This is a genomic window from Amycolatopsis sp. NPDC049868 (assembly GCF_044461365.1).
Taxonomy (GTDB): Bacteria; Actinomycetota; Actinomycetes; order Mycobacteriales; family Pseudonocardiaceae; genus Amycolatopsis.
The window spans coordinates 667,006-685,633 of sequence record NZ_JBITKV010000004.1 but is presented as its reverse complement, the minus strand read 5'-3'; the positions used below and the strand labels follow the sequence as shown (position 1 = coordinate 685,633).

General features: G+C 68.8%; 21 protein-coding genes. 12 read left to right on the top strand and 9 right to left on the bottom strand.

The features are described from left to right. Nucleotides 1-54: 54 nt before the first annotated feature. Nucleotides 55-438, top strand: coding sequence for a hypothetical protein (locus tag ACIBTM_RS21800; protein WP_395878873.1), 384 nt, complete (start codon nt 55-57; stop codon nt 436-438). Nucleotide 439: 1 nt separating this feature from the next. On the opposite strand, the gene ACIBTM_RS21795 is transcribed toward ACIBTM_RS21800, so the two are convergent. Then, the gene (locus tag ACIBTM_RS21795; protein ID WP_395878872.1) at nt 440-1,420 is read right to left on the bottom strand and encodes a tyrosine-type recombinase/integrase; all 981 of its coding nucleotides are present in this window, start codon (nt 1,418-1,420) and stop codon (nt 440-442) included. A gap of 599 nt (nt 1,421-2,019) precedes the next feature. Here ACIBTM_RS21795 and ACIBTM_RS21790 point away from each other — a divergent pair. Further along, on the top strand, nt 2,020-2,541 hold the full coding sequence (locus tag ACIBTM_RS21790) for a DUF4303 domain-containing protein (protein ID WP_395878871.1): 522 nt from the start codon (nt 2,020-2,022) through the stop codon (nt 2,539-2,541). Between the two features lie 43 nt (nt 2,542-2,584). Then, the gene (locus ACIBTM_RS21785) at nt 2,585-2,995 is read left to right on the top strand and encodes a VOC family protein (RefSeq protein WP_395878870.1); all 411 of its coding nucleotides are present in this window, start codon (nt 2,585-2,587) and stop codon (nt 2,993-2,995) included. Between the two features lies 1 nt (nt 2,996). On the opposite strand, the gene ACIBTM_RS21780 is transcribed toward ACIBTM_RS21785, so the two are convergent. Beyond that, nucleotides 2,997-3,362, bottom strand: coding sequence for a winged helix-turn-helix transcriptional regulator (locus ACIBTM_RS21780; RefSeq protein WP_395878869.1), 366 nt, complete (start codon nt 3,360-3,362; stop codon nt 2,997-2,999). A 92-nt stretch (nt 3,363-3,454) separates the two neighbouring features. Here ACIBTM_RS21780 and ACIBTM_RS21775 point away from each other — a divergent pair, with 92 nt between their 5' ends. Together ACIBTM_RS21775 and ACIBTM_RS21770 are read left to right on the top strand one after the other, a co-directional pair. Further along, nucleotides 3,455-4,294 (top strand): NAD(P)H-binding protein, encoded by an 840-nt coding sequence (locus ACIBTM_RS21775; RefSeq protein ID WP_395878868.1) that lies wholly within the window; start codon nt 3,455-3,457, stop codon nt 4,292-4,294. Nucleotides 4,295-4,343: 49 nt separating this feature from the next. Next, nucleotides 4,344-5,183 (top strand): class I SAM-dependent methyltransferase, encoded by an 840-nt coding sequence (locus ACIBTM_RS21770; protein ID WP_395878867.1) that lies wholly within the window; start codon nt 4,344-4,346, stop codon nt 5,181-5,183. A gap of 1 nt (nt 5,184) precedes the next feature. Here the strand turns inward: ACIBTM_RS21770 and ACIBTM_RS21765 are convergent, their stop codons facing one another. From ACIBTM_RS21765 to ACIBTM_RS21750, 4 genes are read right to left on the bottom strand one after another with little or no spacing between them, the layout of a single operon-like run. Beyond that, nucleotides 5,185-5,826 (bottom strand): class I SAM-dependent DNA methyltransferase, encoded by a 642-nt coding sequence (locus ACIBTM_RS21765; RefSeq protein WP_395878866.1) that lies wholly within the window; start codon nt 5,824-5,826, stop codon nt 5,185-5,187. A 10-nt stretch (nt 5,827-5,836) separates the two neighbouring features. Continuing rightward, complete coding sequence (locus tag ACIBTM_RS21760) at nt 5,837-6,595, bottom strand: putative protein N(5)-glutamine methyltransferase (protein WP_395878864.1); 759 nt, start codon at nt 6,593-6,595, stop codon at nt 5,837-5,839. After that, on the bottom strand, nt 6,592-7,359 hold the full coding sequence (locus tag ACIBTM_RS21755) for an NAD(P)-binding domain-containing protein (RefSeq protein ID WP_395878863.1): 768 nt from the start codon (nt 7,357-7,359) through the stop codon (nt 6,592-6,594). Before ACIBTM_RS21755 ends, ACIBTM_RS21760 begins: the two co-directional genes overlap by 4 nt. A gap of 11 nt (nt 7,360-7,370) precedes the next feature. Then, on the bottom strand, nt 7,371-7,886 hold the full coding sequence (locus tag ACIBTM_RS21750; protein WP_395878862.1) for a DinB family protein: 516 nt from the start codon (nt 7,884-7,886) through the stop codon (nt 7,371-7,373). A gap of 146 nt (nt 7,887-8,032) precedes the next feature. On the opposite strand from ACIBTM_RS21750, the gene ACIBTM_RS21745 reads away from it, so the two are divergent. From ACIBTM_RS21745 to ACIBTM_RS21725, 5 genes are all read left to right on the top strand, one after another. Further along, nucleotides 8,033-8,566: an RNA polymerase sigma factor gene (locus ACIBTM_RS21745; protein ID WP_395878860.1), complete on the top strand. Its 534-nt coding sequence runs from the start codon at nt 8,033-8,035 to the stop codon at nt 8,564-8,566. A 20-nt stretch (nt 8,567-8,586) separates the two neighbouring features. Beyond that, on the top strand, nt 8,587-9,045 hold the full coding sequence (locus ACIBTM_RS21740; protein WP_395878859.1) for a peroxiredoxin family protein: 459 nt from the start codon (nt 8,587-8,589) through the stop codon (nt 9,043-9,045). Nucleotides 9,046-9,077: 32 nt separating this feature from the next. Beyond that, nucleotides 9,078-9,683, top strand: coding sequence for a TetR/AcrR family transcriptional regulator (locus tag ACIBTM_RS21735; RefSeq protein ID WP_395878858.1), 606 nt, complete (start codon nt 9,078-9,080; stop codon nt 9,681-9,683). Further along, nucleotides 9,667-11,286 (top strand): acyl-CoA dehydrogenase family protein, encoded by a 1,620-nt coding sequence (locus ACIBTM_RS21730; protein ID WP_395878857.1) that lies wholly within the window; start codon nt 9,667-9,669, stop codon nt 11,284-11,286. Before ACIBTM_RS21735 ends, ACIBTM_RS21730 begins: the two co-directional genes overlap by 17 nt. 254 nt (nt 11,287-11,540) lie before the next feature. After that, nucleotides 11,541-11,972, top strand: a complete 432-nt coding sequence (locus tag ACIBTM_RS21725; protein ID WP_395878856.1) for a hypothetical protein — start codon at nt 11,541-11,543, stop codon at nt 11,970-11,972. Between the two features lie 4 nt (nt 11,973-11,976). On the opposite strand, the gene ACIBTM_RS21720 is transcribed toward ACIBTM_RS21725, so the two are convergent. Further along, on the bottom strand, nt 11,977-13,149 hold the full coding sequence (locus ACIBTM_RS21720) for a 4-hydroxybenzoate 3-monooxygenase (RefSeq protein WP_395878855.1): 1,173 nt from the start codon (nt 13,147-13,149) through the stop codon (nt 11,977-11,979). A gap of 60 nt (nt 13,150-13,209) precedes the next feature. Here ACIBTM_RS21720 and ACIBTM_RS21715 point away from each other — a divergent pair, with 60 nt between their 5' ends. After that, nucleotides 13,210-13,857, top strand: a complete 648-nt coding sequence (locus tag ACIBTM_RS21715) for a DUF4865 family protein (RefSeq protein ID WP_395878854.1) — start codon at nt 13,210-13,212, stop codon at nt 13,855-13,857. Here the strand turns inward: ACIBTM_RS21715 and ACIBTM_RS21710 are convergent. Beyond that, nucleotides 13,794-14,954, bottom strand: a complete 1,161-nt coding sequence (locus tag ACIBTM_RS21710) for an SWIM zinc finger family protein (protein ID WP_395878853.1) — start codon at nt 14,952-14,954, stop codon at nt 13,794-13,796. The genes ACIBTM_RS21715 and ACIBTM_RS21710 overlap by 64 nt on opposite strands. Beyond that, the gene (locus ACIBTM_RS21705; protein WP_395878852.1) at nt 14,951-17,668 is read right to left on the bottom strand and encodes a DEAD/DEAH box helicase; all 2,718 of its coding nucleotides are present in this window, start codon (nt 17,666-17,668) and stop codon (nt 14,951-14,953) included. The genes ACIBTM_RS21710 and ACIBTM_RS21705 overlap by 4 nt, the downstream gene beginning before the upstream one ends. A gap of 68 nt (nt 17,669-17,736) precedes the next feature. Here ACIBTM_RS21705 and ACIBTM_RS21700 point away from each other — a divergent pair, with 68 nt between their 5' ends. Beyond that, nucleotides 17,737-18,531, top strand: a complete 795-nt coding sequence (locus tag ACIBTM_RS21700; protein ID WP_395878851.1) for a TetR/AcrR family transcriptional regulator C-terminal domain-containing protein — start codon at nt 17,737-17,739, stop codon at nt 18,529-18,531. Nucleotides 18,532-18,628: the final 97 nt, after the last annotated feature.

Here is an 18,628-nt window from a genome sequence, read left to right as displayed (position 1 = left end):
CACTTCGGTCGTGGCCCCGGCATGATCGTCGGGTGGCCAGCTAGGGTCTGATCCGTGAGGGAAGTGGCCGAACACCCGAAGACGTCCGCCGAAGAGGTGTCCGAGCTACGCCGCGCCGGGGCACCCAAACACTGCGGATGGTGCGGCCGACGGCTCGAACAAGGCGGCAACGTCGGCAGGCGCCGCCGCTACTGCGGGCAATCGTGTCGCCAGCGGGCTTACGAACGCCGAACCGCCCTCCAGCGCAGCGGCCTCCCCGAAGACGCCGTCGTCCTCTCCGACACCGAGATCGCCACCCTGCAGGACAGGCTCTTCCAGCTCCGCTGCGCCGCGGAGGACGTCGTCACCGCGGCCGACGACGGCGCCTCCGTCGTCGAACTCCGCAGCCTGGCGGGCGAAATCGCCCAGGCGGCCAAGGACCTCGAACAACTCCGCTGACCTACACGATCCCGTCCAGCGCCCGGTACGTCCGATTGCTCGCGGCCGCCGCCCGCTGCTCACGACCGGTCGCCTCGATGTAGTTCTGACTGGTCGCCAGGCTCGCGTGTCCCAGCAGGGCCATGATCTCCGACGCCGTCGCGCCGTCCTCCGCCAGCCGTGTCGCGAAGGTGTGCCGCAACGCGTGGAGGTTCGCCCCGACCGGCACGCGGTCATGCAGGCCCGCCCACCGGTAGCAGGATTTGACGAGGTACTCCAGCGCGCCGCGGCCGATCGGCTCGCCGGCACGATCCCGGAGGAGGGGAGTGGAGGGCCCGAGCCGCTGCTGCGGGAACCGGCGGCGACAGGAGGCGAGGTACTCCTCGATGATCTTCTCCATGATCGGCTGTACCGGGATCGACCGGTCTCGGCTTCCCTTGCCATGGACGTGCAGCCGCATCTCGCCCTGACGGCCGACCAGCGACCTCGCCGTCAGCGCCCGCATCTCCGCGGCACGCAGCCCGGCGACCAGCCCGAGCGCGATCACCAAGACGTCCCGCTCCGGCCACGGATCCCGCGTCCGGCGCGCACCGTCGGCGGCGGCCGCGAGCAACTGCTCCGGAGTTTCCTCACCCCGCAAGGGTTTCGGCGTCAACGGCGGCGCCTTCGGCCGGGCGACGGCGCCCATCGGATTGCCCGCGAGCAGTCCGTCGGACACACAGAAGGTGAGGAACTGGTTCCAGGTCGACCACGCTCGCAGGACAGAGCTCTTCGCGTGGGTGTCCGCGAAAGCGCCGAAGGCGTTGCGGAGAGCCTGAGCGGTGAGCATCTCGACCATGAGATCGTCAGGGGAGCGGTCCAGCTCGCGGAGCAGAAGAGCGGTGATGCCGGCGAGGTCGCGACGGTAGGCGTCGGTGGTGTGAGGAGAATCCTTACGGGGACGACGTGCGGCGAAAAAGGCTTGCTGTGCCTCGGAAACCCTCATGAGCATCTTGTACCGCATGGCACCGACAGTCTTACACTGGGTTATATTCCGTTTCATGCATAATAGTGATTATGCATGAAACGGAGTGTCGGGTCCGGAAACCGCTCGCGGGGGATCTCGGTTCGCTTCACCCTCTCCGGGGTGTCATGAAAGGGTCGTTCCTGACGTTTTTCGTCCTGAACGACCCTTTCATGACATCCCGGAGCCTCAGGGCGGCCCAGGGGTCGCGAACGTCCCGGCTCGGCCGACTCGGCGAGATCTGTCCGCCATGGACGCCTCCGTTGATCATCTACAGCCAGGATGTCCATATTGATTCGTCACAGTGACGTATTGAGGCCGGGTGATCGGACATCCGTTTCGCATCCCCGGGGGTGCCGTCTGGCGTCCTGGCAGTCAGGTCTCACGACGGAGCTGGGGTGAGCCGACGGGAGCCCTGCCCGCATCTGACGCAATGGTGGGCGCTTTCGCTGCCTGGCATGCGGCGAAGGACGCTTTCAGCCCGCATTGGAGGCCCCTCTCGGGCGTCGTTACCCAGGTCTTCCAAAGTGCCGATAATGTACATTATGTCAAGTAAGCGTCATGAGCATCTTCGCCGCAGCGTGTGGTTCGATGCCCCGATGATTCCGACCGAGGCTGACCTCGCTGACGCATTGACCACGGCCGCCCGCGCGGCTGTCACAGACCTGTTCCGCGACAACCCTGGCCACACCTTCTACTACGTCACGCTGACGACGCCTGGCGAAGCGTTCGGTCCGGCGCTGTCCGCGTGGTCGCACGAGGCGCTGGCTCAGCGGTCCGACGCCGACGAGGTCCGCTACTCCTACGCCGATTCGCCGTTCTCGATCTTGGGTGAGGAGTATCTGAAGCCGGTCCGCGATCTGTTCGCTGCCCGGCCGGCGGTCTTCGACCTCGACGACGAAGCGTCCGACGCCGAGTTCGACCTTCGACTGCGTGCGATGGAGACGGCACTGCGCAGGCTGTCCGATGAAGGACTGTTCGGTGCCGCCGAAGCTCGCGCCGAAATCCTGATTCTGGCCGAGGTCGTCCCTGAAGACGAGGACAACGTCGCCCGGGCTCGTCGGCTCAACCCGCCTGGGCCGGCGCTGGATGCCTGGCTGGCCTACTGGGGCGTCGGCTGATACACGACACAAGATGTCGCGTATTGGGTGGAATGGTCCTGTCATGGAATCTCGACTCAACGCGTACATCAGGTACAACGGGAACGCGCGACAGGCGATGGAGTTCTACCGGGAGGTCTTAGGAGGCAAGCTGGAAATCGGTACGATCGCGGATTTCCGTTCGCCGGACTCTCCCACCGCCGACAAGGTGATGCACGCTCAGCTCGACACCGCGAACGGGTACACGCTGATGGCCTGCGACGTCGATGGCCAGGTCGAAGACGTGCCCCACTCCCCTGGCAACAACGTCGCCGTCTATCTCGGGGGCGACGGCGAACTTCGTGGCTATTTCGAGAAGTTGTCCGCCGGTGGCACCGTGACCATGCCTCTGGAGAAACAGCTGTGGGGTGACGAGGCCGGCGCGCTCGTGGACAAGTTCGGGATTTCCTGGATGTTCAACATCACCCTGGGCTGAGTTATTCGGCCGGGGCCATTCGCCGGGTGATCCGGTCGAACAATTCGACCAGCGGCTCACTGACATCCCGGCCGAACTCGGTCAGCCCGTAAGTCACCTGTGGCGGCGTCGTGGGCTCGACCTGTCGCCAGATCAGGCCGTCCTGGACGAGTGCGCGCAGGGATTGGGCGAGCATCTTCTCGCTGATCCCCTGGATGCTCTCGCGTAGCTCGTAGAAGCGGAGATCGTTGTGCTGCAAGGAGATCAGTACCCAGATCCCCCATCGGCTGGTGACGTGGCCGACCACGTCACGGGCGGCGCAGTCGGTGTGAAACACCTCATACCGCGGCTCGGTGTCGGCCGGTGTGAACTGCGTGCCTCCTGCCATGGCAGGAGCTTACCTCTGGGTATGTACTTACGAAAAGTTAGCCGCGATCCCTAGCGTCGTCGCCACGAGAACATCGAGCGAAGGAGTTGTTCATGATCGTGGTGACCGGGGCTACCGGGAACATCGGCAAACCGTTGACGGGGGCGCTGGCCGAGGCTGGCGAGCAGGTGACGGCGGTGTCGCGGCACGTCGCGGCGGCACCGCCCGGCGGAAGGCACGTGGTGGCCGATCTGGCCGAGCCCGCCACGCTCGAACCCGCCTTGGCCGGGGCGAAGGCGTTGTTCCTGTTGCTTTCCGGTGATCTGCACGCGATCGGAGCGAACCCGGCCGACATCATCGGCCTGGCCGCGGCGAGCGGAGTGCGCCGGGTCGTCCTGCTCTCGACGTTGGGTGTGGCGACCAGGCCCTTCGGCACGACGCGGATGGCGATGCGTGAGCTGGAGGACGTGGTGCGGGAGTCCGGTTTGGATTGGGCGATCGTGCGGCCGGGTGGTTTCGCGTCCAACGCGCTGTGGTGGGCGGATTCGGTCCGCTCGCGGCAGGTGGTCGCCGCGCCGTTCGGGGATGTCGGGGTGCCGATCGTCGATCCGGCGGATATCGCGGAGGTCGCGGCCGCTTGTCTGCTGGACGACCGGCATCTCGGTGAGGTGTACGAGCTGACCGGTCCGGCGGTGATCACGCCGCGCGAGCAGGCCGCGGGTCTCGCTGAGGTTTTGGGTTCACCGGTGCGTTTTCACGAGCTCACGCGGGAGGAGGCCAAGGCGGGGATGGTTCTGAGCATGCCGGCTGAGTTGGCGGACGACACCTTGGACATCATCGGTTCCCCGACTCCGGCCGAGTTGCGGGTGAGTCCGGATGTGGAGCGGGTCCTCGGTCGCGCGCCGCGGTCGTTCGCCGAGTGGGCTGCCAGGAACGTCGCGGCGTTCCGCTGACGGGGCGCGCTAGGGTCGTCTCCGGATACCGAATCTGGGGGTTGCCGAAATGTCCGAGAGCACCGCTGTGCGTGTCGATCCGTCCAACGAGCGGATGTTGAAGGCGTGGGACGGTGATGACGGCTTGCTGTGGGCGAAGCGTGCGCAGCGTTTCAACGACGGTGTCGCCGCGTACCGGGACATCTTCTTCTCCGCGGCCGATGTCCAGGCGGCGGACCGTGTCCTCGACGTCGGTTGTGGAGCCGGTCAGACGACGCGGGACGCGGCTCGGCTGGCTGCCGAGGGTTCCGCGTTGGGTGTCGATCTCTCCAGTGAGATGCTCGGTGTCGCTCGTCGGCTGGCGGTGGAGGAGCGTGTTCTCAACGTCTCGTTCGAGCAGGCGGACGCGCAGGTCCATCCGTTCGCCGAGGCGCGGTTCGACGTGGTGCTCAGCAGGCATGGCTCGATGTTCTTCGGTACTCCCCTGGCCGCGTTCGGCAATCTGGCCAGGGCGACCCGGCCGGGTGGCCGTCTTGTCCTGCTGACGTGGCAGCCGTTGCGGCTCAACGAATGGATCACCACGTTCCGGACTGTGTTCGCGGCCGGGCGTGAGGTGCCGTCGTCGGATCTCGCGCTCAGCGACCCCCGGGAGATCAGGGAGCTGCTGGCCTCCGCCGGGTACACCGACATCGAGTGCACCGCGGTGAACAAGCCGATGTACTTCGGTGAGGACGTCGACGACGCGGCCGAGTTCATCGTCGAGCAGCACGGTGGGCGGTTGAGCGACCTGGATGACACCACCCGGGACGGTGCCATTCAGGCGTTGCGTGCGGATCTCGCCGAGCACCAGGCCGACCGAGGCGTTTTCTACGGCTCGGCGGCCTGGCTCGTCGAGGCGCGGCGTCCTTGAGCTACTGCTTGCGGGCGATCAGATAGGCCTGTGGGGTGTTTTCGAACTCCTCGGACGGCTGACGGACGAGGGTGGAGAGCAGGCTGAAGCCGGCCTCCCCCAGCTGTGTGGCGATTTTCTCGGGTACCAGGCGGTAGGCGTCGCAGGTGATGTCGTGGCCGTACGCGTGCTCGATGTGGCGTACTTCGTCGCCTACCTGGAAGGCGAGCAGCAGGTGGCCGCCCGGGGCGAGGATCCGGTGGAAGTCGGCGAAGATCTCCGGCAGCCGCTCTCGTGGGGTGTGGATGATGGAGTACCAGGCGACGACGCCGGCGAGCGCACCGTCCCCAACGGACAGACCGGGCATCTCGCCGATCCGGAAGTCCAGATGTGGGTACCACTTCCGGGCGACGGCGAGCATCCCGGGCGAGAGGTCGACGCCGTGGATGTCGAGCCCGAGCTGGTGGAGGTACTCGGTGATGCGGCCGGTTCCGCAGCCGATTTCGGCGACGCGGCCGCCACCGGCGGCCTGGACGAGCTCGGTGTACGCGCCGAGCACGGCCCTGTCCCAGGTGGATCCGGCGAGGTGGTCGCGGAGGAGTTCGGCGTAGTCGGCCGCGACCGTGTCGTAGGCGGTGCGGGTGGTTTGGAGGTAGTCGGTCACGGCGGCGACCCTAGCCCCGGGCACCGACAACAATCGTCGCGTACAGCTCTTCGTCGGTGCTGACTTCGGGGGTCAAACCGTTGTGTGCCATGGCTTCCGCGGTGCTCGCGGCTTGACTTTCCCCGGTTTCGATCAGCAGGTGCCCGCCTGGTGAGAGCCAGTGGAGGGCTTCGGCGGCGACGCGGCGGTGGACGTCGACGCCGTCGTGCCCGCCGTCGAGTGCGACGCGGGGTTCGTGGTCGCGCGCCTCGGGCGGCATCATCGCGATGGCGTCGGTGGGAACGTACGGGGCGTTGACGACCAGGATGTCGACGCGGCCGCGGAGCGACGCGGGAAGCGGTGCGTACAGGTCGCCTTCGAAGACCTCTCCCCCGGCTTGGGCGACGTTCTTGCGGGCGCAGCGGACGGCGGCGGGTTCGATGTCGGCCGCGTAGAGGCGGATTTCGCCGAGTTCGGCGGCGATGGCGGCGCCGAGCGCGCCGGTTCCGCAGCAGAGGTCGAGGACCACGGCTCCTGGTGCGGCGAGGGTGACGGCGTGGCGGACGAGGAGTTCGGAGCGTTGCCGTGGCACGAAGACCCCGGGTTCGACGGCGATGCGGAGGCCGTGGAATTCGGCCCAGCCGAGGATGACTTCGAGTGGTTCGCCGTCGATACGGCGTTGGACCATGGTGTCGAGCTCGGCTGGGGTGCGGGCTTCGGTGGTGAGGAGCCGGGCTTCGTCTTCGGCGAAGACGCACCCGGCGGCCCTCAGTTTGTCGATGATGGTCACTTGTCCCGCAGTCTGGTGAGGATTCCGTCGAGGGCCTCGCGGACGGTGTCGGGGACGCCGTTGGTGCGCAGTTCGGTGAGGAACTGTTCGTTGAGGCCACCGGGGGTCATGTGTTTGCCGGTGAGGGTCTCGAGGGAGTCGTTCCGCTCGGCGAGGGTCTGGCCGAGCTGTCCGAAGATGTGGCTGGTGAAGGCGGTCGCCGTGGTGTCCTCGATGCCCTGGTCGGTCATCCAGGCGGCGATGGTGCCGAGGTAGTCGAGGTGGGCGGCGAAGGTGGCGGTGGCGCCGCTGAAGACGTCCAGGTCCTTCTCGGAGGCGGGGACGACGCTGCCGCCGATGCTGTCGAAGAGGGCTCGGGCTTCGGGGTTGTCCGGGTACATCGCGGTGAGGCTTTGGCGGCGTGCCGCGGGTGGCAGCGGGATGCTCCGGACGACTTCGCCCACGGGGGCGGCCCAGTCGCGCAGCCGGTCGAGGGGGACGCCGGCGAGGGCGCTGATCAGGACGTGCTCGGGCCGGAAGGTGAGGTCGCGGAGGACTTCTTCGGCGATCGGCGGGCGGACGGCGAGGATGATCGTCGTGGCGCTGTCGACGACGGCCTGGTTGTTGTCGCGGACTTCGACGTTGGCGAAGCGGTCCGAGAGTTCTTGTCCGACGCTGCGGCTGCGGGGTGAGAGGAAGATCGAGGGTGGGTCGGTGATGTCCTTGCTGAGGCCTTCGACGATGGCGGCGGTGATCTCTCCCGCGCCGATGAATCCGTAGTCCATGGTGGTCTCCCCTAGGCCCCGGTGTGGCCGTCGACGCGTTCGCGGATGAGGTCGGCGTGGCCGTTGTGGCGGGCGTATTCGCCGATCATGTGGAGGTAGAGCATGCGGAGCGAGAACGGGTCTCCGCCGAGGTCGAAGGTGTCGTCGAGGGATCCTTCGGCGGCGGCCTCGTCGGCCAGCCGGATCTCGTCGAGGAGGATGTCGTAGGCCTCTTCGGCTTTGGTGGCGTCGAGGGTTTCGAAGTCGTGGTCCTTGCCGAGGGCGGGGTCGTAGAGGGGTTCGATGTCCTGTGCGGCGTAGCGCAGGCGGAACCAGGTGCGTTCGACCTTGGCGAGATGACGGATGAGGCCGAGGAGTGTGAGGTTGGAGGGCGGGACCGACGCCGTGGCGAGTTGTTCTCCGGTGAGACCGGCGAGCTTGCCGAGGAAGGTGCTGCGGTGCCAGGTCAGCAGGGAGGGCAGGAGGATCCGCTCGTCGGCGGCGGTGTCGCCGGACGGTCTGGTGACCTCGGGGGCGGTCCATGTCATAGCGGCGATCATGCCATCGGGTGATGCGGGATTCGTGGTGCGCCGGCTGGGGTGAGCGGGGTCACGTGGGACGGGCTGAATCCTTTCGTGGGGTTCGCGGCTCTTGTAAGGGCCGGGACAAGCTCGGCGCGGGAGGAGGGTTTGTCGTGGAGGCCGATTGGCCGCGGGACTCGTTGATCGTGGCGGCGCAGGGCGGGGACGCGTCCGCCATCGCCGCTCTGGTCTCGGGTTCCCATCCGCATGTGCAGCGGTTCGCGCGGTCGCTGTGCGCTTCGCCGGAGGACGCGGAGGATTCCGCGCAGGAGGCGCTGATCATCCTGTATCGGAAGATCGGCACGCTGCGGGCCACCGGTGCGCTGGCGTCGTGGATGTTCCGGATCGTGCGCAACGAATGTCTCCGGCGGGCCCGCCGGGCGTGGCGTGGTGACGATCTGGCGGATCCCGTGGTGATGGTGTCGGCCGAAGAGGACGCCTTGGATCGGCTGGAGGCCCAGCGGGTGGCCGCGGCGATCGCCGAGTTGCCCGCTGATCAGCGTCGCGTCTTGATCATGCGGGACATCCAGGGCCATTCGGGCCGTGCGGTGGCCGATGCGCTCGGGCTGAGCCTGGCCGCGATGAAGTCCAGGCTGCATCGCGCGCGGGCGACGGTCCGTGCCTCTCTCGACATTCCCGCTTCCTGACCTTCTGTTGAGGAGTCTTCATGCTCGAAATCGGTTCGACGGTTCCCGAGGTCGTTCTGGAGGACACGTCCGGGCAGGCCGTCCGGCTTTCGGAGTTCCGCGGCACGGGCAACGTGCTGATCTATTTCATGCGGTCGACGTCGTGCCCTGTGTGCAACAGCCATGTGAAGGATCTCGTGGGGCGGGCGGAGGAGCTGGCGGCCGCCGATGTGCGGGTGCTGGTCGCCGTCCCCGAGGACCGGGTGGAGGCCAAGGCGTGGCGGGCGAAGCGCGGGGTGCCGTTCCGGGTGGTCACCGGTCGAGGTGGAACGCCGCACGAAGCCTTCGGGCTGGGGAAGAAGCTGCTGCAGCAGTCGGGCAGTGTGCTGTTCGACCGGGGCGGGGTGGTCCGTCATGCGCATGCGGCGACCATGCCGACCAGCGCTTATGACAAGAAGGGCATCACCAAGGCCGTCGAGGAGCTCGCCAAGGTGCGTTGACTGAAGATGTGAATCGGTGCTTCACTTCTTGAGTGCCGTATCGACGTACACCGAAGGTCCAGGAGCGTTTGGACGCCCAGCGTGACGCCGTCCTCGCCGCCGCCATGGAGCAGTTGGCCGAGCGCGGGTACGCGGGCTGCTCGGTGTCGGCGGTCGCGGAACGGGCGGGGGTGGCGGTCGGCAGCGTGTACCGCCACTACCCCACCAAGGCCGCGCTGGTCGTGGAGTTGTTCCGCAAGGTCGTCACGCGTGAGGTCGAGGCCGTGCGCGAGGTGTCGGAGCGGCCCGGTACGCCCGCCGAGCGGGTCGTGGCGGTCTTCGACACCTTCGCGAGCCGGGCGTTGAAGACCCCGCGGATGGCGTACGCGCTGCTGGCCGAACCTGTGGACGCGCCGGTCGAGGCGGAACGACTGGTGTTCCGGCGCGCGTTCCGTGACGTCGTGGCCCAGCACGTGGCCGATGGCGTCCGGTCCGGGGTCCTGCCCGCCCAGGACGCGGACGTCACCGCGGCGGCGCTCGTCGGCGCGGCCGCCGAGGTGCTGATCGGCCCGTTGACCACTGGCAGCGCGGACGAGGTGTCCGGGCTGCGCACTTTCGTCCTGCGTTCCTTGGGAGGTTCCGATGCCGCTCACTCATGAGGTCACCAATCAGGTCCCGCCGCTGGCGGATTACGACGTAGCGACCGATCCGGCCTTGCTGGAGGGGCTGGATCGGGCGGGCGCGGGCTGGGCGGTGGCCGAGGTGCACGCCCTCGGCAGGCTGGCCGGGAGTGAGCAGGCGCAGGAGTGGGGCAGGCTCGTCAACGAGAACGAGCCGGTACTGCGGACGCACGACCGGGTCGGGAACCGGATCGACGAGGTCGAGTTCCACCCGTACTGGCACGAGCTGATGGACGTCGCGGTGTCCTACGGGCTGCACGCGGCGCCGTGGCGGGATTCCCGTCCGGGCGCGCACGCGGCGCGGGCGGCGAAGATGTACGTGTGGGGGCAGGTCGACGCCGGGCACACGTGCCCGATTTCGATGACGTACGCGGCGGTGCCGGCGCTGCGGTTCAACCCTGAGCTGTCCGCGCGGTACGAGCCGTTGCTGGCGGCGACGGAGTACGACTTCGGGCTGCGTGAGCCGAGTTCGAAGCGCGGGCTCATCGCCGGGATGTCGATGACGGAGAAGCAGGGTGGTTCCGACGTCCGGGCGAACACGACCATGGCGCGTCCGCTGGGTGACGGCAGCTATGTGATCGTCGGGCACAAGTGGTTCACCTCGGCGCCGATGTCGGACATGTTCCTGACCCTGGCCCAGGCGCCGGGCGGGCTGTCGTGCTTCCTGCTCCCCCGTGTCCTGCCGGACGGCTCGCGCAACGGGATCCGGTTGCAGCGGCTGAAGGACAAGCTGGGCAACCGGTCCAACGCGTCGTCGGAGATCGAGTACGACGACGCGATCGGCTGGCTGGTCGGCGAGGAGGGGCGCGGGGTCCGCACCATCATCGAGATGGTGAACAACACGCGGCTGGACTGCGCGGTCGGGAGCGCGTCGGGGATGCGGTACGGGGCCGTGCGGGCGATCCACCACGCGCGGCATCGTCGCGCGTTCGGGGCGAACCTGGTGGATCAGCCGCTGATGGGCAACGTGCTGGCGGACCTCGTCGTGGAGTCCGAGGCGGCGACGACCGTCGGGATGAGGCTGGCGTCGGCCACCGACCGGCCGGAGGACGAGCAGGAGCAGGCGTTCCGGCGGCTGGGGCTGGCGGTGACCAAGTACTGGGTGTGCAAGCGCGGTCCGTCGCATGCGGTGGAGGCGCTGGAATGCCTGGGCGGGAACGGGTACGTCGAGGAATCGGGGATGCCGCGGCTCTACCGTGAGGCTCCGCTGATGTCGATCTGGGAGGGTTCGGGCAACGTCGCGGCGCTGGACGCGCTGCGGGCGATGGCGAAGCAGCCTGAGTCGGTGGCGGCGTATTTCACCGAGGTCGAGCAGGCGTCCGGCGCCGACGCGCGGCTGGACGACGCGGTGGGCAGGCTGCGCAAGGAGCTGTCCGATCTGTCGGACATCGAGTACCGGGCGCGTCGGCTGGTCGAGTCGATGGCGCTGGTGCTGCAGGGTTCGCTGCTGGTACGACATGGGACGCCGGCGGTGGTCGACGCGTTCTGCGCGTCGCGGCTGGGCGGCGACTGGGGTGTCGCGTTCGGGACGCTTCCGTCCGGAGTGGACACGCGGGCGATCATCTCGCGCGCGGAGGTCTGAGTTTCCTGGTCCGTAGAGGGTGGCGTCGCGAAAGCCACTTTCGGGACACCACACGTCGCGAAAGTGGCTTTCGCGACACGCCATCTTGGCCTTGCCACCCAGTGGAACCCGAACGCTCAGTGCCCGCATGACCACATGCTGCGGCGGTCCGGTCGATTCACCCGGCCGGACCGCCGCCGAGCACTGCGAACAGCCGCAGGATTGCGGAATTCGGGTGCATGCAAGGGCTCTCGCGTCGGCTACGTTCGTCGGTCATGGTCGATCGCCGAAGATGCCTGGTCCTGGTTCCCGTGGCGCTGTTCGCCGCCGGCTGCGCGACGGCCACGCCGACGCCGATCTTCGCTGCGGCGAGTCCGGCGCCTTCCGCGGAGAGCGCGCCGATGATGGAGGCCGTCGCCCCGTCCGGTGCGCCGTTCGTCGCGGCGGACGGACGGGACCTGAGGGCCTGCGCCGACGGTGAGTGCGAGGTGCTCGTCCGGACCGGCGACCAGATTCCCAACGACGGCGGCGCCGGACCGCTCGCGGTCGCGGTCCAGTCCGGGAAGGTGGGGCTCGCCCCGGCTTCGGGCGGGATGGGCGCGGCGGTGTCCGGTCCGGCGGGGATGGTCCATCAGATCAACCGGCAGGTGATCGTCGTCGTGGCGGTACAGGGTGGCGAGGGGATCCTCCGGCTCAGCCGGAAATAGCGGATCAGTTCAACCCGGCGACGAATTCGCTGACCAGCCGGTTCGCCGTCGCGGAGGTGTACAGGCGGTCGAAGTCGGCGCGTGCGACCTGATGCCGGAACTCCCCTCGGTAGGACGGATCACCGGCGTCGTGGACGGTGTCGGTGAACCATGTCGCGAAGGCCTGGTAGTTCCATACCTCGCGCAGACGGTCGCCGGAGTAGGCATCGAGCGGGCCCGTGTCGCCCTTCTCGTAGTAGTGGATCAGGGCGTCGGCGAAGACGTCGGCGTCGTGCAGCGCGAGGTTCATGCCCTTCGCGCTCATCGGCGGGACGATATGCGCGGCGTCGCCGAGCAGGTGGAGCCTGCCGTGGCTCATCGGGCTGAGCACTTCGCCGCGCAGCGGCAGTAGTTGCTTCTCCACGATCGCGCCTCTCGCGGTGAGCGGTTCACCGAAGCGGGTTTCGAGCTCGCTCCAGATCCGTTCGTCCGGCCAGTCGTCGGTGACGTCGTCGAGCGGGCACTGGAGGTAGAACCGGCTCGCCCGTGGTCCCCGGCCGAACTGCGCCGCGAATCCGCGCCGGTGGATCGCCATCACCGTCTGGTGGGTGGCGGGCACTTCGGCGAGGACGACCAGCCACGCGTAGCCGTATTCGTGGGTGTGGCGGGTGATCCGCTGTTCGGGAATGGCGGCCCGGGACGCGCCGTGGTTGCCGTCGCATCCGGCGATGAAGTCCCCTTCGACGGTCGACCCGTCGCCGAGCCGGACGCGCGGGTGTTCGCCGTCGATGCCTTCGACTGACACTTCGGTGTCGAAGCGCAGGTCGCCTCCGGCCTCTTCGAACACGGTGATGAGGTTCCGGACCAGGACCTGCTGAGGGCAGAGCCGGCCTTCCCGGTGTTCTTCGACGGAGAGCGCCAGGGGTCTTGGCTGTCCGTCGACACGGAAGCCGAGGCTCGGCTCGATGGGAATCCCGCCGACGACACGGTCTTCGAGGCCGCGTTTGCGGAAGACGCGCGTGGCTCTGGTGTCGATGACCCCGGCACGCTGCCGTCGCTCGACGTATTCGCGGCTGCGCCGTTCGAAGACGACACAAGCGATTCCCTCCCGCAGGAGGAAGTTGCCGAGCGCGAGTCCGGCACGCCGGCTCCGATGATCAGGACGGGTCTGTGCTCGTTTCCTGTTGTCATGCTTCAAGTTTCGGCAGCACCACGGTTCGGGGCGAAGGTGATCTCTGTACCTACTAGTATGTACGGCATGCATGCGATGCAGTACGAGATCACCCTCCCCGCCGACTACGACATGGGCGTCATCCGCGACCGCGTCGCCACCCGCGGGCATCTGCTCGACGACTTCGGTGGCCTGGGGCTGAAGGTCTACGGGATCCGCGAGCGCGGCGTCGACGGCTCGACGCTGAACCAGTACTCGCCCTTCTATCTGTGGCACGACGAAGCCGGGATGAACGCCTTCCTCTTCGGCGGCCCGTTCAGCGGCATCGTCGAATCCTTCGGGCGTCCTGCCGTGCAGCACTGGACGGTGCTCGGCTTCGAGGAGGGACCCGCGTTCGGCTCTTCGCCGGTCGCGGCCGGAAAGCACGTCGTGCGGATCCCTGAGGAGACCGACCCGGTCGCCTTCCTCGGCGAAGCTCTCGACGGACTTCGCGAGCACCTGCGGCAGGACGGCGCGCATTCGGGCGCGCTGGCCGTCGATCCGCGGACCTGGCAGGTCGTCCGCTACAGCCTCTGGGCCCGCGAGGCACCGGAGTCGGACGAGGTCCGGTACCAAATCCTCCACCTGTCCTCGCCGCACCTGGATCAGCTGCGGCGAGGACAGCAGTGGAATCAGCCGAGCAAGGCGGCGAACAACGCGCCCGGATCGGCTTCGGGCGGACCGGCAGGCCACTGATCCCGGTACGGGTACCAGAGCCCGTCCTTGCCCAGCCGCACCTGCACCCCTGTCCCATGGACGGTGCAGTGGTTGCGTTCGACGTCCAAGCCTTCGCCGGGATCGTCCACGACCTCGGCGAAGGCGGCCCGTGCCCGGCCCATCGCCTGCGACGGCGGTGCCCACGTGGTCTCCAGGACATCGAGACCGGCTCGGCCACCGTGCCGCCACGCGAGCACCGCGCGGTCGAAGTCCTCGCCGTTCTCGGCCGGGCGCACCCTGTCCGCGGTTTCCGGACGCGTGGCCGCCAGCCGGACGGCGTCCTGCTTGCGGGTGAGCTTCGGCTGCGACGCCAGCAGCGCTCCGGCCATCTGTCCCGCGTTGGCGACCAGCAGAGCGAAGGCCTCGGCCGGGATGCCGGGCGCCCCGGGCACGGTTGGGCCTCCGGTGGGCGCGAACGCGGCGAGATCCGGCAACGGGCCGGGCTCGTCGGCGTACGCCCGCTCGGCGTCGATGCCGTCGTCACCGGTGCGCACGAACCGGGGCGCGTTGCGCCGCTGCAGCTCGTCGAGCAGCTCCCGCTCCCCCTTGCCGCGCATCAGCAACAGCACGAACGGGTCGGCGTCGAGCAGCCACGACGCCTGGAACGACAGCGCCGCGGCATGGCGGCAAGGCAGCTCCCAGCCCGGGCAGTCACAGTCCGGATCCAGGTCACCGATCCCGGGCAGCAGATGGACTCCGGCGTCGTCGGCGGCCTCGACGAGGTCGTGCGGCATGTCCCGGTCCAGCAACGCGGCCAGATGCCCGGCACGCGAGGCGACCCGGTCGAGGAACCGGTCCCATTCGTCGCCGGTCAGCTCCGCGAGACGGACCTCGGTGCGGTACTGGCCCTCCTGATCGTCGACCACCGCGGCGATCCGCCCCGGGCTGACCGTGATCGGGCCGACCCGCCCCGCCGCGGCGTACTTGCGGCCCTGTTTGAGCTGCCGCAGATCCAGCGCGGTGTCCTCCATCGCGCTGATCCACGCGCGGCCCCACCACGAGCGGGCGAACTGGCCGCGTCCGCCCTGGGCACCGAAAGCGGGGAAGCCCCGGACACGGTCTTCGGGGGTGCTCATCGGCGGCTCCTCAGCTCGACCAGATCGGCCAGCTCCTCGTCGGTCAGTTCGGTCAGGGCGGCCTCGCCGCCGGCGAGCACCGCGTCGGCGAGCGCGCGTTTCTCCCGCAGCATCGCCGCGATCCGGTCCTCGACCGTGCCCTCGGCGATGAGCCGGTGCACCTGCACCGGCCTGGTCTGCCCGATCCGGTACGCGCGATCGGTCGCCTGGTCCTCCACCGCGGGGTTCCACCAGCGGTCGTAGTGCACGACGTGATCGGCGCGGGTCAGGTTGAGCCCGGTCCCCGCCGCCTTGAGCGACAACAGGAACACCGGCACCTCACCGGCCTGGAACCGGCGCACGAGATCCTCGCGTTTGGGCACCGGTGTGCCGCCGTGCAGCAGTTGCGTGCCGATCCCGCGCTGCGCGAGATGCCGTTCCAGCAGCCGGGCCATGGCGACGTACTGCGTGAACACCAGCACCGCGCCGTCCTCGGCGAGGATGGTGCCCAGGAGTTCGTCGAGCAGTTCGAGCTTGCCCGACCGGCCGTCCAGTACCGCTTCCGACGGCTCCTTGAGGTACTGCGCGGGATGGTTGCAGATCTGCTTGAGCCCGGTGAGCAGCTTGACGATCCGGCCGCGGCGCGCGATGCCCTCGCTCCCGGCGATCTCGGCCATCAACTCGCGCACCGTCGCCTCGTACAACGCCGCCTGCTCGGCCGTGAGCGTCACCGGGCGGTCGGTCTCGGTCTTGGCGGGCAGCTCCGGCGCGATCCCCGGATCGGATTTGCGTCGGCGCAACAGGAACGGGCGGACCAGCCGGGACAGGCGCTCCGCGGCGTCCGGGTCCTTTCCGGACTCGACCGGTTTCGCCCACACCCGCCGGAAATCGGCCATGGTGCCGAGCAGGCCCGGCGTCGTCCAGTCGAGGATCGCCCACAGCTCGGCGAGGTTGTTCTCCACCGGGGTACCCGTCAGCGCCACCCGCGCCGACGACGTCAGCGTCCGCAACGCCTTCGCCGTGCCGGAGCGGTGGTTCTTGACGTGCTGGGCCTCGTCGGCGACCAGCAGTCCCCAGTGGACACTTCCCAGCGGTTCCGGGTCCACGCGCAGGGTGCCGTAGGTCGTGAGCACGAAGCCGTCGCCGAGTTCGTCGAGTGAGCGTTCAGTGCCGTGGAATCGCCGCACCGGAACACCGGGGGCGAACCTGGTGATCTCGCGTTCCCAGTTCCCCAGCAGCGATGCCGGGCAGACGACCAGCGTCGGGCCGTCCGCGCGATGCAGGTGGAGCGAGATCAGCGTGATCGTCTTGCCGAGACCCATGTCGTCGGCGAGACAGCCGCCGAGACCGATCGACGTCATGGCGGTGAGCCACTGCAGCCCACGCATCTGGTAATCGCGCAAGGTCGCGGCCAGACCTCGCGGCGGCGCCTGCGGTTCCGGTGGCGCGAGCAGCCGCTCCCGCAACGCGGCGAGCCAGCCGTCGGTGAGGACGTCGACGCGTTCACCGTCGATCTCGGTGGTCCCGCTCAAGGCGGCGCCGAGCGCGTCGATCGGCGTGAGCGGCTTCAGCGCGCGATCCCGTGCCTTCGCCGCGAGCGCCGGGTCGACGAGCACCCACTGATCCCGCAAGCGCACGACCGGACGGTGCGCCTCGGCCAGTGCGTCCATCTCGGCCGCGGTGAGCGGCGCGCCACCGAGGGCCAGCTGCCAGTCGAACTGCAACAGCGCGCCGCCGGCGAAGAACGACGGAAGATCGGCGGGCGGCGCGTCACCGCCGCCGACGACCGCCTTCGCGCTCAGGTCGCGGGCCAGATCAGCGGGCCAGTGCACGTCGATACCCGCGGTGGCCAGCAGCGGAGCCGCGGTGGTGAGCAGTTCGGTGATGTCGGTGTCGCTCAGCCCGACCTCGTCGGGGACCGCGGCGCCGAGCAGGGGTTCCAGCGGCGGCCACAGCTGCGCGGCACGGCGCAACGCCAGCATCACGTCGATCCGCGCCCTCGGGCCGAACCGGTCGTCGCCCGCCCAGAGCGCGGCGGCGTCGGCCAGCACACCGGGGTCGGCCAGGCTGTGCACCTGGACGACGCCGCTGAACCGGCCGACCGTGAAGTCGTCCCCGGGCGCTTCGATCCGCACCGAGACCCGGACCCCGGAATCCAGCCCGGCCGCGACCTCGGCCGCCCAGTCCCGCAACTGCGGAACACGGTGCGAAGGCGCGGCGGCGAACGCCTTCACACCGGCCGCCTGGGCGGCCGCGGGCGTGCGGGGAAGGGTGTCGGCCACGGCGTCCAGGAACGCGCGCAGCAACGGATACCGTGCGGGCAGCAGGTTTCCCTCACCTGGAATCGCCCGCGCTCGCGCAGGCATCGCCTCGGACAACTCGCGCAGCCAAGCGGCGTCGGCGGGTTCCAGCGGGCCGGCGCGCCAGGCGTCCACATCGGACTCCGTGAGCCCGGGAAGCAACCTGCCCGCCTCGGCGAGCTTCAGCGCCGCCGTGGCCGCTGTGCTCCAGAAACGCGCGGAGGGATCGTCGCTCTCACGGAGACGTAGCAGCGCGGGGAGCGCCTCGGCCATCGGCAGCCGGACGCACGGCACGGTGGTGATCTCGGGGAGGGCGACGGTCACCTCCCCGGTCCCCGGCGTGTTCCCCTCGGCGTTCCAGAAGACGAATCCGCTGGTCCGAGGGGGATTTTTCGGTTCGAAAACGACACTGCCGAAACCGTCGTGAGACGCCACTCAACCCCAATCTCTGTACGGTGTACAGTTCAGGATAACACAACTCTGTACACCGTAGAGAGAACGTGATGACGGACGCGGACCACACCGGGGCGGGCGATCCACGGCGCACCATCGAGCTGCTCTGGGGTGTGCGCGAGAAACCCCGCCGCGGCCCCAAACCCAAGCTCACCGTCGAGGAGATCGTCACCGCCGCGATCGAGATCGCCGACACCGAGGGCATCACCTCGCTGTCGGTGCGCCGGGGCGCGGAGAAACTCGGCGTCTCCCCCATGACGATCTACACCTACATCCACAGCCGCGCCGAACTGCTCGACCTGATGATGGACCGTGTCCACGGTGAACTGACCGATCCCCCGGGGAGTCACGACTGGCGGGTCACGATGACGATCCTCGCCGAGGACGCCTGGGAGATGTACCACCGGCATCCCTGGATGCTCCAGCTCACCACCGGCCGTCTCCCCCTCGGCCCGCACACCTTCGCGAAACACGAACGCGAACTGAAGGCCGTCGACGCGATCGGGCTCACCGACCTGGAGATGGACGCCGTCGTGGCGATGGTCAACGGATTCGTCCAGGGCATCGCCCGGGGTTCGGTGGAATCGGCGAGTCTCGTACGGCGGTCCGGCCTGACCGACATGGAGTGGTGGACGGCCAGCGCGCCCGTGCTCGCGGAGATCCCCGAAGCCGACGCCGGCCTGTTCCCGCTGGCGGCGCGCATAGGCCAGGCCGCCGGGGAAACCCACGGTGCGGCGAGCGCGCCGCTGCACACCTTCCGGTTCGGGCTCGCGCGGATCCTGGACGGGGTCGAACAGCTGGTCACCGGCGGATCCGGCACCTCAGGGACCGAACTTCCCTCGTGAGGTTTCCCGGTGGGCTGAAGGCTCCCTTCGCCGCGTCTGATGCGGTGAAGGGAGCCATCAGCCCACCACGCTGACCCGCGTGACCCGATGCGGCTGG

Bases quoted from the DNA above. Each gene is read 5' to 3' on its own strand.
- ACIBTM_RS21770 (WP_395878867.1), top strand. From the start codon at position 4,344: ATGTCCGAGAGCACCGCTGTGCGTGTCGATCCGTCCAACGAGCGGATG.
- ACIBTM_RS21710 (WP_395878853.1), bottom strand. From the start codon at position 14,954: ATGAGCACCCCCGAAGACCGTGTCCGGGGCTTCCCCGCTTTCGGTGCC.
- ACIBTM_RS21700 (WP_395878851.1), top strand. From the start codon at position 17,737: ATGACGGACGCGGACCACACCGGGGCGGGCGATCCACGGCGCACCATC.
- ACIBTM_RS21795 (WP_395878872.1), bottom strand. From the start codon at position 1,420: ATGCGGTACAAGATGCTCATGAGGGTTTCCGAGGCACAGCAAGCCTTT.
- ACIBTM_RS21730 (WP_395878857.1), top strand. From the start codon at position 9,667: ATGCCGCTCACTCATGAGGTCACCAATCAGGTCCCGCCGCTGGCGGAT.
- ACIBTM_RS21740 (WP_395878859.1), top strand. From the start codon at position 8,587: ATGCTCGAAATCGGTTCGACGGTTCCCGAGGTCGTTCTGGAGGACACG.
- ACIBTM_RS21775 (WP_395878868.1), top strand. From the start codon at position 3,455: ATGATCGTGGTGACCGGGGCTACCGGGAACATCGGCAAACCGTTGACG.
- ACIBTM_RS21790 (WP_395878871.1), top strand. From the start codon at position 2,020: ATGATTCCGACCGAGGCTGACCTCGCTGACGCATTGACCACGGCCGCC.
- ACIBTM_RS21725 (WP_395878856.1), top strand. From the start codon at position 11,541: ATGGTCGATCGCCGAAGATGCCTGGTCCTGGTTCCCGTGGCGCTGTTC.
- ACIBTM_RS21750 (WP_395878862.1), bottom strand. From the start codon at position 7,886: ATGACATGGACCGCCCCCGAGGTCACCAGACCGTCCGGCGACACCGCC.
- ACIBTM_RS21755 (WP_395878863.1), bottom strand. From the start codon at position 7,359: ATGGACTACGGATTCATCGGCGCGGGAGAGATCACCGCCGCCATCGTC.
- ACIBTM_RS21780 (WP_395878869.1), bottom strand. From the start codon at position 3,362: ATGGCAGGAGGCACGCAGTTCACACCGGCCGACACCGAGCCGCGGTAT.
- ACIBTM_RS21785 (WP_395878870.1), top strand. From the start codon at position 2,585: ATGGAATCTCGACTCAACGCGTACATCAGGTACAACGGGAACGCGCGA.
- ACIBTM_RS21715 (WP_395878854.1), top strand. From the start codon at position 13,210: ATGCATGCGATGCAGTACGAGATCACCCTCCCCGCCGACTACGACATG.